Below are 12,744 nucleotides of genomic sequence, written 5' to 3'. Positions count from 1 at the left end.
CGCGCGGCCGCTCGCGACGGCCGTGCAATGCGCCGCGCCGCCGGTTCGTCCGGCGCGCGGCGCGCGCACATCCGGCAGGCCGGCGACGGGCATCGATGAGGGAGAACGTGGGCAAGCGTTTCAAGGGAATTGCGTGGTGGGCCTGGGCAGGCGCGGCCGCGCTGTATGTCGGCGTGACCGCCGCCGCGGTCGAGTTCGCGTGGGACCGCGCGATCGACGGGCTCGAGGAAGTCGGCGCGCACCGGCTCGACCTGTACGCCGCGAGCCTGAAAAGCGAGCTCGGGCGCTACGAGACGATGCCCGCGCTGATCGCGCGCCAGGACAGCGTGCGTGCGCTGCTGAAAACCGCGCCCCACGCGGCGCCCGGCCTGCTGCAGACAGTCAACACCTACCTCGAGGCCGTGAACCGCGATGCCGGCAGCGGCGCCGCCGACGTGATCGACCTGCAGGGCTCGGTGATTGCCGCGAGCAACTGGAACGAGCCGGTCAGCTTCGTCGGCACCAATGTGTCGTACCGCCCTTACTTCAAGGACGCGCTCGCGCGCGGCAGCGGCCGCTTCTTCGGGATCGGCACCAACACGGGCATTCCCGGCCTGTACTTCGCGAGCGCGGTCCGCAACGACGGCGTGACGCTCGGCGCGACGGCCGTCAAGGTCAGCGTCGACGCGCTCGAATCGGCGTGGCGCGCGCCCGGCGTCGCCGCGATGGTGGTCGACGGCAACGGCGTGATCGTGATCTCGACCGAACCCGAATGGAAGTTCACTGCGCTGCGGCCGATCACCGCGCAGCAACAGCGCGAGATCCAGGCATCGCGGCAATACGCGGGACGCACGGTCGAGGTGCTGCCTCATCGCCGCGTCGGCGACTGGAATGCCGCCGCGTGGCTCGGCACCTTCCCCGACCTCCGTCACGCGGGACGCACCGCGCGCTACCTCGTGATGTCGCGGCCCGCGCCGCAGGCCGGCGATTCGCTGATGGTGCTGCTGGACACCGCCGGCGCGCGGCGCCAGCAGCAGATGGCGTTCGCGTTCGTGACGGCCGCATTCCTGATCGCCGCGCTCTATGCCGCGTACGCGATCCAGCGGCGCCGCACGATCGCCGCGCGGCTGAACGCGCAGGACGCGCTGCGCCGCGCGAACGATCAGCTCGAACTCACCGTCGCGCAGCGCACGGCCGCGCTGACGGCCGCGAATGAACGGATGCAGCAGGAGATCGTCGAGCGCGAGCGCACCGAGCAGCGGCTGCGCGATTCGCAGCAGGAAGTCGTGCATGCAGGCAAGCTCGCGGTGCTCGGGCAGATGGCCGCGGGCCTCACGCACGAGCTGAACCAGCCGCTCGTCGCGATCCGCACGCTGTGCGACAACGCGCGCACGTTCTTCGAACGCAACCAGCCCGCGCAGGCGATCGCGAACCTCGAACGCATCGGGCGGCTCGTCGACAGTATGGCCGTGCTGACCGGCGAGCTGAAGACGTTCGCGCGCAAGCCGGATGTCGAGCGCGTCGCGGTGTCGCTCGCCGAAGCGGTCGCGCATGCGCGGCTCATCTACGAAGCACGGATCCGCGACGAAGGCGTGCGGCTCGACGTGCGGATTCCGTCGGGTGCGGCCGTGTATGCCGAATCGAGCCAGCTGCAGCAGGTGATCGTGAACCTGCTCGGCAATGCGCTTGACGCGGTCCACGACGCCGCCACGCGCGTGATCGTCATCGAAGCGGCCGAGCCCGATCCGCACGGCCGCGTGCGGTTCACGATCGCCGACAGCGGCGCCGGCATCGCGCCGGAGGTGCTCGCGCACCTGTTCGAGCCATTCGTCACGACCAAGCCGCGCGGTCAAGGCCTCGGGCTCGGCCTCGCGATCACGTCGCGGATCGTCGAAGGGTTCGGCGCGAAGATCACCGCCGCGAACCGCCACGACGGTGACGGCGGCGGCGCGCAGTTCAGTATCGATTTCGCAGCGGCCACGCTGCAAAGGACAGAGCATGGAAGATGAGATTCGGGTGCTGGTCGTCGAGGACGATGAAAACGTCCGGATCGGCGTCGAGCAGGCCGTCGCGCTCGCCGGGTTTCCGGTGAACGCGTACGCATCGGCGGCCGACGCGCTCGAGAACGTCGCGCCCGGCGCACCGATCGTGATCGTGTCCGACGTGCGGATGCCGGGCATCGACGGGCTGCAGCTGCTCGAGCGCGTGATGGCCGTCGATTCGCAGATCCCGGTCGTGCTGATCAGCGGCCACGCCGACATCTCGACGGCCGTCGGCGCGATGCAGGTCGGCGCATACGACTTCATCGAGAAGCCGTTCTCGTCCGACGTGATCGCAGGGCGCGTCGCGCGCGCGGTCGAGAAGCGGCGCCTCACGCTCGAGGTGCAGGGCCTGCGCGCGGCGCTCAACAACTGGCAGGGCATCGAGGCGTTCGTGCTCGGCAAGTCGCCCGCGATGGCCGACGTCCGCAAGAAGATCCTGCGGCTCGCCGATACGTCGGTGTCGGTGCTGATCACCGGCGAGACGGGCACCGGCAAGGAACTGATCGCGCGCAGCCTGCATGATTTCGGCGGGCGGCGCGACGCGCATTTCGTCGCGCTGAACTGCGGCGGGCTGCCGGAACAGGTGTTCGAAAGCGAACTGTTCGGCCACGAGGCCGGCGCGTTCACGGGTGCAATCAAGAAACGCATCGGCAAGATCGAATGGGCGCACGGCGGCACGCTGTTCCTCGACGAGATCGAAACGATGCCGATCCCGCTGCAGATCAAGATGCTGCGCGTGCTGCAGGAGCGCGTGATCGAGCGGCTCGGCGCGAACGAGCTGATTCCGGTCGATTGCCGCGTGGTCGCCGCGTCGAAGGCGGACCTCGCCGAGCTCGCGGCCGACGGCCGGTTCCGCGCGGACCTGCTGTACCGGCTGAACGTCGCGCAGATCGAGCTGCCGCCGCTGCGCGAGCGGCGCGAGGACGTGCCGCTGCTGTTCGAGCACTTCGTGCTCGCGGCCGCGCGCCGCTTCGGGCAGCCGGCGCCCGTCGTGTCCGCTGCGCAGGTATCCGAACTGATGACGCACCAGTGGCCCGGCAACGTGCGCGAACTGCAGAACGTCGCCGACCGCTTCGTGCTCGGGCTGACCGGCGACAGCCTGCTGTCGGCCGGCGGCGCGCCGGCTGCGGGCGGCACGCTCGCGGAACAGCTCGCGTACTTCGAACGCATGCTGATCGAGGACATGCTGCGCCGGCACAACGGCAACGTCGCGGACGCGAGCGTCGAACTCGGGATGCCGAAGAAGACGCTGTATCACAAGCTGCGCAACCTGCGGATTCCCGCGCGCGGCGACGGCACGGCCGACGGGACCGAGCCTTGACGCTCGCGGCGGGCACACTGCCGGCTGTCGGCGGGCGCGCGGCGCGCACGGCGGTGTCATGCACGCCCCCGCCTTGCGCACGCCGGTCGTGCAGCCGAACCGTCACCGCCGCCGCACACCCAACATCGAAATCGAACACGGCACGCCGCTCGCGGCGCGGCCGCGGATGGAACGCGAACGAGGATCGTACACGGATGGATCGTATCAACATGACCGACGAAGGCCAGGTCGACGGCTTCGTGATCAGGGGCATCACGCATGCGCGCAAGACGTTTCGGCCGAGCGACTGGCCCGAGCGGCTCGCGGGCGTCATTACGCTGTTCGTCGGCGAGAAGCAGCCGAATCGCCCGAGCGCGCTGACGCGGCTCGCGACGCCAGTTGTCGACGGCGGCACCAAGTGCCTGCTCGTGTCGCACGAGTTGCAGGCCGTGTGCCCCGATGCATTCGAATTCGTGATGCAGTTCGCGCGCGACAACGACTTGCCGGTCGACGCACGCTCCGCGCCCGTCATCGCGGTCCGCTGACGGCGGGCCGCCGCCCCATCTCCCCGCCTCCCCGCTTTCGGTAACGTCTGCCGCTTCTCCGCGTCCTCGCTTCCGGCGACGTCTGCCGCCTCTCGGCCGCGCCACGCCGGGCTCACGGGCCCGCCGCATGCGGCCGCTCGCTCTTCTGCAAACCTTCAGACAAATAGCCTGTCGCGCCAAAGGCCCTTGTAATGACGTGGGTTTGCGGCGCTGGTATCAAAAAAATTGAACGATACGATGAGAATTATGCGTTTTCCTTACCCACTGCCGTCGGGCATAGTTGCGGCGTGATGACGCACCTGTGAGTTTTTTCAGTCATGAACATGCGAATCGAGCCTTCGGTGCTCGCGAACCCCGACCTGCAATTTGCGACGCTGTCTTCAGGCATCAGCCTGCCTTACGTCGAGAAGGGCACGGGCGCACCGATGGTGTTCGTTCATGGATCGCTCTGCGATTACCGCTACTGGGACGCGCAGCTTGCGTCGCTGTCCGCGCACTACCGCTGCATCGCGCCGAGTCTCAGCCATTACTGGCCGGCCGTCGAAGCAGGCATCCAGGATGAGTTCGGCTGGCAGACCCACGTCGACGAGCTCGCCGAATTCATCGACGCGCTCGACCTCGGCCCCGTGCACCTCGTCGGCCATTCGCGCGGCGGCAGCATTGCGTTCAACGTCGCACGCAACCGTCCCGATCTCGTCGCGACGCTGACGCTCGCCGATCCGGGCGGTCCGCTGCAGCGCGAAGGCGTGACCGAGGAAGCCAAGCTCCCGCCGGCCGCGCTCGCGCTGCGCACGAAGGCCGTGAACCTCGTCGAGAACGGCGACGTCGATGCGGGGCTCGAGATGTTCGTCGATTCCGTCAGCATCCCCGGCGCGTGGAAGAAGAGCACGACGCGCTTCCGCACGATGGCGATCGACAACGCGAGCACGCTGCCGAAGCAGCTGCGCGATCCGCTGCCCGCGTATTCGCGCGACACGGCCGCGCAGATCCGCTGCCGCACGCTGCTGATCGACGGCCAGCGCAGCCCGAAGATGTTCCGCAACAACGTCGAGACGCTCGCGCAGTGGATCGGCAACGCGCAACGCGAGACCGTCGCTGGGGCGTCGCACGGGATGAACGCGGCCAACCCCGGTGCATTCAACCGGTACGTCCACGAATTCATCGCGAAGTAATCGCGACGTGATTCCGTAACGCACACATCGCTGCGAAGGTGGTAACGAACGGCCAGCACGCACTTGCGTGCCGGCCGTTTCGCGTTCGTGGCGATGGAACCGCCACACGGATCTTCATCCGTTCCGCATCTTCCGATAACGATGTGGAATCCTGCCTATTTCAGGATTGCGTCATGGAAGCAATGACGGAAGCCGGTTCCGGATGTCATGCAATCACGTCGATATAGAATCGTTCGGCCGCGCTGCACGTGTCGCGCCGGGTCGTACCCTCGGCGCGCGGCTGCGCTGCATTCGTCTGTCGTTTTTTTGCTTCCGCCCGATGATCAGACAGGAGAACCGCATGAGCTTGAGCATCGACGCAACAGCCTCGTCGCGCCCGTGCGCATCGAATCGCCCCGCCCTCGAATCCGGACGCATACAGCAGCACTCGCACTACACCGCGCGCACCCTGCGCGCGCTGATTGCCGCGGCGGCCAGCATCGGCTGCCTTGCGCACGCCGGCACCGCGTCGGCCGAGGATCTCGTGATCCCCGCCTATTTCTATCCGTCCGGCTCCGGCGCAAGCGCGTGGAATACGCTGGCCACGAACGCCGCCACGGTCCCGATCACTGCAATCCTCAATCCCGACAGCGGCCCGGGCGCCGCCGCCGATCCGCTCTACACGCAGGCCATCGCGAAGGTCCGCGCGGCAGGCGGCAAGGTCATCGCCTACGTGCATACATCGTACGGGAGCCGTCCGCTGACGAGCGTCACCGCCGACATCAACCGCTATCTCGCGTTCTACGCGGTCGACGGCTTCTTCATCGACGAAATGGCGAGCGACACCGTCACCGCACATGTGCAGTACTACCAATCGCTGTACAACTACATCAAGGGCCTGTCCGCCGCCTATCAGGTCGTCAACAATCCCGGCACCCAGATTCCGGAAATCTATGCGAGCCTGCCGGTCGCGGACCGTTTCGTCGTCTACGAAAACGCGCAATCGAGCTACGGGAGCTATGCGCCCGCCGCGTGGCAAGCGAATTACCCGGCGAGCCGCTTCATCACGATCGTGTACAACGCGAGCGCCAGGCAGTTGAACGGCGACCTCACATTTGCGTCCGCGCATCGCGCGGGCGGCGTGTTCGTCACGTCGCTCAGGCTGCCGAATCCGTATAACGGCCTGCCGTCCTACTGGTCGCAGGAAGTCTCCGCGGTCGCTGCCGCCAACGCGGCGGCACGCACGGCCGCGAAGTAAGCGCGAGGGCACCCGCGTCCGACCGCATCGGACACGGGCCCGCACATCGCGACGCGCAATGTTGCCACGACGAACACGCGTTATACCGGCTGCCCAGCCTTGCGCGTCACCGCGTCCGGCAATCCGCGGCGATGAAATCTGAGCCGGTCGCGATCGCGGCGCCCCGCAGTTCGCCGGCGTCTGGCGAACTAGACCGTTAGTTGCAGTCTAAAGACGCGCCGTCGTGAGAAAGTGGCCTTTGTCGATTTGCGGGGATAGAGGGGGCTTGCCGAGCGTGACGTCATCGGACGATCGCACAATCAAGTGCGATCGTCATCCAATCAGGAATGCAGATGTTATCGAAAAAACGCTGCATCTCGCATGCCGGGTTGACACACCCTCATGTGTGCGGCGGCCGCAAGCGCCCCTGGACGGATCAACGTACTGCGGCCGAATAGCCGGGCAGGTTTTCCTTGATAACCCCCTGCGCGCCATTCAGCATCACTCCGCCAATTTCGCCGCCGATCCTGGAAGCGATGGTCGCCGTGCTCACTGCAGCACTCACGAGTTGCAGCCATGGCGATGGCGGAGGAGGGGGATTGTGAGTAAGCCAGTACAGGATGACGGACCACGGCACCGAGCCGCACGTGTCGTCGAAGAAGCCGGATGCGGCACTCTCGACGGTGCCGCCCAACTCCGCAATGCTGCCGTCCAGCGTTTCCAATTGCTGACCCGCCTGGAACAATTGAATGGCCTGCCACATGCTGGCAATCAGTTCTTGCGACATCAGTTCGTGCTGCGGTGTTTCAACGACCCTCAATGAGGCAAAGGCGGTGGGATGCGGACGGGGAATCGGTGGACGTCCGGGCGGCTTGGTGCCACACCAAGGGCCGTCTTCTGCGACCGCAACAAGCTCCTCGAGATTCATGTGATCCTCCATTGATCAAAGCGTGCTGTCCACTGCGTTTGAAGCAAGGCCACACCCTGCAAATCGCCACCTTATTCATCCTGGCCAATTTTCGGCCGCCCTTTCGGACAGCGCTTGCGGCGCTCGCCCTGGGCGATGGCGTACCTGACGATCTGAGTCGGGGGAGGCATCAAATGATCGTTCGTGACTTGCGCCGATTCCAATTCTCGACTGTCTCGAGCGGCAATCTCGCTCGGCATGGCGATCTTCTTTGAATTTTTATTGGAATTTGCGTATGCAAGGGTGCGTTAAGTAATCTAGGTTTACCACACCGCCATATCAACGCCGGGTAAACCCCTTTTTCATCCAATAGCACCGACATTCGGCGAATTCATAGATTACTTACTGAAGAAATGCTTGACGCTGCGTGCATGCCTGCCACGGTCGGCGGCACAGCAGCGAAAAACAGGGCGACGCATGGAAACATCTCCGCTCATTCCATGTCAGCCATATGAAACCGACAGGCAATGGACGATTTTCCGGAAAATCCGCCCCGTATATTTTCATGTCAATTACGACATTCACATAAATGCAATTTTTTTGTCGGTTTTTGCAGATTAAAAAGTGCCAGGGTAAAGAAGAGCAAACCACCGTTCCACGCCGCCCGTTTTCCGGTACCGATCATCCGTTGCGCGGCACGCTGATCCTGATATTGATTTGGCGAAACAAAACCCCGGTTACGCAGCTCTTCGCCGCGTGCCGGGGTTTCTTTCAGGATCATTCACGGGCGACGCATCGCCCGCCGTACACACTCAACGCGCGGCGACATCCTCCTTGCCGCTTGCCGCATCGCCGACCGCAGCCGGCGCGTCACCCCACCCGCCGCCGAGCGCGCGGATCAGGTTGACGGTCGACACCGCCTGCGTACCCGTCAGCGCATTCGCCTGCAGCTGCGACACGAGCACCGACCGCTCGCTGTCGATCACGTCCAGATAGCTGACCTCGCCTTCCTGGTACTGCGTGCGCGACAGCTTCGCCGCGCGGCGCGACGCGTTGACGGCCGCGTCCTGCGCGCGGATCTGGTCGTCGAGCAGACGCAGGTCCGCGAGATTGTCCTCGACCTCGCGGAACGCGACGAGCACCTGTTGCCGGTAGTTCGCGACCTGCTCGTCGTACTGCGCGCGCGCCTGCTGCACGCCCGCCGCACGCCGGCCGCCGTCGAAGATCGGCAGCGTCAGCGCGGTGCCCGCGAACGGCCCGAGCAGGAACGTGCGGCTCGACCACATGAACAGGCTGCCGAGCGTCGACGCCTCATAGCCGAACGCACCCGTGATGTCGAGCTTCGGGAAGTACGCGGACTTCGCGAGGCCGACGCGCGCGTTCGCCGCCGCCATCGCGCGTTCGGCCGCCGACACGTCGGGCCGCCGTTCGAGCAGCGCGGACGGCAGGCCCGCCGGAATCTTCACGCCGACCGGCACGATCGGCGTCTCCTTGAAGGTGAAATCCGCGGGCGCCTTGCCGAGCAGGATCGCGAGCGCATGCTCGGATGCCGCGCGGCGGCGCGCGACGCCGACCGCATCGGCCTGCGCGGTCGCCAGTTCGTTCTTCGCGCGCGACACGTCGAGCTCGCTGATGTCGCCTTCGTTGAAGCGGCGCTGCACGAGGTTCAGCGCTTCCTGACGCAGATCGACGGTGCGGCGATACAGGTCCTGATCGGAATCGAGCTGGCGCAGTTCGAAGTAGTTCTGCGCGACGTCCGCCTGCAGCGCGAGCTGCACCGAGCGGAACAGCGCCTGGCTCTGCGCCTCGTCCGCGCGCGACGCTTCGACGTTGCGGCCGACGCGGCCGAACAGGTCGGCCTCATACGACACCGTGCTCTGTGCACGCCACAGCGTCGCGGTCGTCGGCCCCGTGCCCTGCGGCTGGAACTGCGACGCCGACGACAGCCCCTCGCGCGTCGGCCCGAAGCCGACGCCGACCTGCGGGAACCACTGCGAGCGCGCGGCGCGCGTCGCCGCGCGCGCTTCCTCGACGCGCGCCGCCGCGGCCTTCAGGTTCTGGTTTGCAGCAAGCGCCTGCGTTTCGAGCGAGTCGAGCACGGGGTCGCCGAACACCTTCCACCATTCGCCGCGAAGCGCGGCATCCGACGGTTCGGCTGTCTTCCACGTGCCGGCCTGCTCGCCCGGCGCGAGCGCGGGCGCTTCCTTGAACGCGGCGGGCGTCGCGACGTCCGGCCGCTTGTAGTCGGGGCCGACCGCGCACGCGGCGAGCAGCGACACGAGCAATCCGCTCGCCGCCGCGAGCTTCGCGATGCGCATCAGGCCGTTGTTGTTTCGCATGTTGTCCATCTTGTTGTCCTCAAGCATCCGGAGCCGGCAGCCCGTAGCCGGCCGAGTCCTTCCCGGCGACGTGAATCTTGCCGCCCGCGAGCGTGCGCAGCACGACGTAGAACACCGGCGTCAGCATCAGCCCGAACAGGGTCACGCCGAGCATCCCGAAGAACACCGCGACGCCCATCGCATGCCGCATCTCCGAACCCGCGCCGGTCGACGTGACGAGCGGCACGACGCCCATGATGAACGCGATCGACGTCATCAGGATCGGCCTCAGCCGCAGCCGGCTCGCCTCGATCGCGGCCTCGAGCGGCGTCCTGCCGTCGTGCTCCAGTTCGCGCGCGAACTCGACGATCAGGATCGCGTTCTTCGCCGACAACCCGACCAGCACCATCAGGCCGATCTGCGTGAAGATGTTGTTGTCGCCTTGCGTCAGCCACACCCCCGTCAACGCCGACAGAATGCTCATCGGCACGATCAGGATCACCGCGAGCGGCAGCGTCAGGCTCTCGTACAGCGCAGCGAGCACGAGAAACACGAGCAGCACGCTGATCGGGAACACCCAGAACGCTGCGTTGCCCGCGATGATCTGCTGGTACGTCAGGTCGGTCCATTCGAACTTCACGCCACGCGGCAGCGTTTCGTGCGCGATCCGCTCGACCGCTGCCTGCGCCTGCCCCGACGAGTAGCCGGGCGCCGGGCCGCCGTTGATGTCGCCCGCCGTGTAGCCGTTGTAGCGCACCACCATCTCGGGGCCGAACGTCGGCGTCACGGTGACGAGCGACGACAGCGGCACCATCTCGCCCTTGTCGTTGCGCGTCTTCAGCTGCAGGATGTCGTCCGCGCGCTGGCGGAACGGCGCATCCGCCTGCACGCGCACCTGGTACACACGGCCGAAGCGGTTGAAGTCGTTCACGTACAGCGAGCCGAGGTACACCTGCATCGTGTTGAATACGTCGGTGACCGGCACGCCGAGCTGCTTCGCCTTCACGCGGTCGAGATCGACATTGAGCTGCGGCACGTTGATCTGGTAGCTCGTGAACAGCGGGCCGAGTTCAGGCGCCTGCTGCGCGCGCTTGATGAAGTCGTTGGTCGCATCCGCGAGTCGCGCGTAGCCGACCGCGCCGCGATCCTCGATCTGCATCTTGAAGCCGCCGAGCGTGCCGAGGCCGAGCACCGGCGGCGGCGGGAACACCGCGACGAACGAGTCCTTGATGCCCGCGTACTGCTGGTTCAGCGCACCCGCGATCGCGCCGGCTGACAGCGCCTTGCCGTGCCGCTCCGAGAACGGCTTCAGCGTGACGAACACGATGCCCGCGCTCGAGCTGTTGGTGAAGCCGTTCACCGACAGGCCCGGAAACGCGACCGCGCTCTCGACGCCCGGCTGCTTCAGCGCGATCGACCCCATGTCGCGGATCACCTTCTCGGTGCGGTCGAGCGACGCACCGTTCGGCAGCTGCGCGAACGCGATCAGGTATTCCTTGTCCTGCGCAGGCACGAAGCCGCCCGGCACCGCCTTCGACACGAGCACCGTCGCGCAGACGAGCACGACATACACGCCGAGCATCACCGCCTTGCGCGACAGCACGCCGCGCACGCCGTGGCCGTAGTGCTCCGCGCCGCGATGGAACACCTTGTTGAAGCGCTTGAAGAAGCCGCCCAGCGCACGATTCATCACGCGCGTCAGCCAGTCTTCCTTGTCGCCGTGGCCCTTCAGCAGGATCGCGGACAGCGCCGGCGACAGCGTCAGCGAGTTGAACGCCGAGATCACCGTCGAGATCGCGATCGTCATCGCGAACTGCTTGTAGAACTGGCCCGTCAGGCCCGACATGAACGCGAGCGGCACGAACACGGCGACGAGCGTCAGCGCGATCGCGATGATCGGCCCGCTCACTTCCTGCATCGCCTTGTAGGTCGCCTGCCGCGCGGTCATCCCGCTCTCGATGTTGCGCTCGACGTTCTCGACCACGACGATCGCATCATCGACGACGATCCCGATCGCGAGCACCATCCCGAACAGCGACAGCGCGTTGATCGAATAGCCGAAGCCGAGCAGCAGCGAGAACGTGCCGACGATCGACACCGGCACCGCGATCAGCGGAATGATCGACGCGCGCCACGTCTGCAGGAACACGATCACGACGATCACGACGAGCGCGATCGCTTCGAGCAGCGTATGGATCACCGCCTTGATCGACGAACGCACGAACTGCGTCGGGTCGTACACGATCTTGTAGTCGACGCCCGCCGGGAAGTCCTGCTTCAGCTCGGCCATCGTCTTGCGCACTTCGTCGGAAATCGCGAGCGAGTTCGCGCCCGGCGACTGGTTGATCGCCATCGCGACCGCCGGCTTGTTGTCCAGCAGCGAGCGCAGCCCGTACTCGGATGCGTCGAGTTCGACGCGCGCGATGTCGCGCAGGCGCGTGACGGCGCCGTCCGGCGCGGTCTTCACGACGATCTCGCCGAACTCGTCCTCGTTCTGCAGGCGGCCGCGCGCATTCACCGACAACTGCAGCGGCGTGCCCGGCAGCGACGGCGACGCGCCGATCACGCCGGCCGCGACCTGCACGTTCTGCTCGCGGATCGCCTGCACGACATCGTTCGCGGTCAGGCCACGCTGCGCGACCTTCTGCGGATCGAGCCACACGCGCATCGCGTAGTCGCCCGAGCCCCACAGCTGCACCTGGCCGACGCCCTGGATCCGCGACAGCCGGTCCTTCACGTTGATCAGCGCGTAGTTGCGCAGATACGTCATGTCGTAGCGGTTGTCGGGCGAGATCAGGTGCACGACCATCGTCAGCGTCGGCGAGCTCTTCACCGTCGTGATGCCGAGCCGCTGCACGTCTTCCGGCAGGCGCGGCAGTGCCTGGTTCACGCGGTTCTGAACGAGCTGCGTGGCCTTGTCCGGATCGGTGCCGAGCTTGAACGTGACGGTGATCGTCATGTTGCCGTCGCTGTTCGCCTGCGACTGCATGTACAGCATGTCCTCGACGCCGTTGATCTGTTCCTCGAGCGGCGACGCGACTGCTTCAGCAATCACCTTCGGGTTCGCACCCGGATACTGCGCCTTGACGATCACCGACGGCGGCACGACTTCCGGATACTCGGAAATCGGCAGCAGGAACATCGCGATCACCCCGCCGAGCAGGATGATGACCGATAGCACGCCCGCGAAAATCGGCCGGTCGATAAAGAATTTGGATATGTTCATGGATGGCTCTGTCTGGTTGAACGCGAATGCGTAGCGCGC

At 66.2% G+C, this 12,744-nt stretch carries 9 protein-coding genes; 5 read left to right on the top strand and 4 right to left on the bottom strand.

What is annotated here, in order from left to right:
• Positions 1-95 precede the first annotated feature (95 nt).
• The 5 genes from ACV229_RS08410 (at position 96) to ACV229_RS08390 (ending at position 6,275) form a co-directional block, all read left to right on the top strand.
• Positions 96-1,988: a sensor histidine kinase gene (locus ACV229_RS08410; RefSeq protein ID WP_448082650.1), complete on the top strand. Its 1,893-nt coding sequence runs from the start codon at positions 96-98 to the stop codon at positions 1,986-1,988.
• Positions 1,978-3,342, top strand: coding sequence for a sigma-54-dependent transcriptional regulator (locus ACV229_RS08405; RefSeq protein WP_448082649.1), 1,365 nt, complete (start codon positions 1,978-1,980; stop codon positions 3,340-3,342). The genes ACV229_RS08410 and ACV229_RS08405 overlap by 11 nt, the downstream gene beginning before the upstream one ends.
• Positions 3,343-3,536: 194 nt before the next feature.
• Positions 3,537-3,866, top strand: coding sequence for a DUF3579 domain-containing protein (locus ACV229_RS08400; protein ID WP_448082648.1), 330 nt, complete (start codon positions 3,537-3,539; stop codon positions 3,864-3,866).
• A 317-nt stretch (positions 3,867-4,183) separates the two neighbouring features.
• Positions 4,184-5,038, top strand: a complete 855-nt coding sequence (locus ACV229_RS08395; RefSeq protein ID WP_448082647.1) for an alpha/beta fold hydrolase — start codon at positions 4,184-4,186, stop codon at positions 5,036-5,038.
• 340 nt (positions 5,039-5,378) lie between these two features.
• On the top strand, positions 5,379-6,275 hold the full coding sequence (locus tag ACV229_RS08390; RefSeq protein WP_448082646.1) for a spherulation-specific family 4 protein: 897 nt from the start codon (positions 5,379-5,381) through the stop codon (positions 6,273-6,275).
• Between the two features lie 415 nt (positions 6,276-6,690).
• On the opposite strand, the gene ACV229_RS08385 is transcribed toward ACV229_RS08390, so the two are convergent.
• The 4 genes from ACV229_RS08385 to ceoB all read right to left on the bottom strand — a co-directional run bounded on the left by ACV229_RS08385 (position 6,691) and on the right by ceoB (position 12,705).
• A complete protein-coding gene (locus ACV229_RS08385; RefSeq protein ID WP_448082645.1) occupies positions 6,691-7,182 on the bottom strand; it encodes a hypothetical protein in 492 nt (163 codons plus the stop codon).
• Positions 7,183-7,729: 547 nt separating this feature from the next.
• The gene (locus tag ACV229_RS08380; protein ID WP_448082644.1) at positions 7,730-7,942 is read right to left on the bottom strand and encodes a hypothetical protein; all 213 of its coding nucleotides are present in this window, start codon (positions 7,940-7,942) and stop codon (positions 7,730-7,732) included.
• A gap of 31 nt (positions 7,943-7,973) precedes the next feature.
• The gene (gene opcM / locus ACV229_RS08375; protein WP_448082643.1) at positions 7,974-9,509 is read right to left on the bottom strand and encodes a multidrug efflux transporter outer membrane subunit OpcM; all 1,536 of its coding nucleotides are present in this window, start codon (positions 9,507-9,509) and stop codon (positions 7,974-7,976) included.
• Positions 9,510-9,519: 10 nt separating this feature from the next.
• A complete protein-coding gene (gene ceoB / locus ACV229_RS08370; RefSeq protein ID WP_448082642.1) occupies positions 9,520-12,705 on the bottom strand; it encodes a multidrug efflux RND transporter permease subunit CeoB in 3,186 nt (1,061 codons plus the stop codon).
• Between the last annotated feature and the right edge of the window lie 39 nt (positions 12,706-12,744).

The organism is Burkholderia sp. MR1-5-21 (assembly GCF_053427715.1).
The sequence above is the reverse complement of the archived record's forward strand: the minus strand, read 5'-3'. Positions and strand labels throughout refer to the sequence as shown.

Excerpts from the sequence above, each read along its gene's own strand:
- ACV229_RS08380 (WP_448082644.1), bottom strand. The coding sequence starts at position 7,942 with ATGATCCTGAAAGAAACCCCGGCACGCGGCGAAGAGCTGCGTAACCGG.
- ACV229_RS08405 (WP_448082649.1), top strand. The coding sequence starts at position 1,978 with ATGGAAGATGAGATTCGGGTGCTGGTCGTCGAGGACGATGAAAACGTC.
- ACV229_RS08400 (WP_448082648.1), top strand. The coding sequence starts at position 3,537 with ATGGATCGTATCAACATGACCGACGAAGGCCAGGTCGACGGCTTCGTG.
- ACV229_RS08385 (WP_448082645.1), bottom strand. The coding sequence starts at position 7,182 with ATGAATCTCGAGGAGCTTGTTGCGGTCGCAGAAGACGGCCCTTGGTGT.
- ACV229_RS08410 (WP_448082650.1), top strand. The coding sequence starts at position 96 with ATGAGGGAGAACGTGGGCAAGCGTTTCAAGGGAATTGCGTGGTGGGCC.
- opcM (WP_448082643.1), bottom strand. The coding sequence starts at position 9,509 with ATGGACAACATGCGAAACAACAACGGCCTGATGCGCATCGCGAAGCTC.
- ACV229_RS08395 (WP_448082647.1), top strand. The coding sequence starts at position 4,184 with ATGAACATGCGAATCGAGCCTTCGGTGCTCGCGAACCCCGACCTGCAA.
- ACV229_RS08390 (WP_448082646.1), top strand. The coding sequence starts at position 5,379 with ATGAGCTTGAGCATCGACGCAACAGCCTCGTCGCGCCCGTGCGCATCG.
- ceoB (WP_448082642.1), bottom strand. The coding sequence starts at position 12,705 with ATGAACATATCCAAATTCTTTATCGACCGGCCGATTTTCGCGGGCGTG.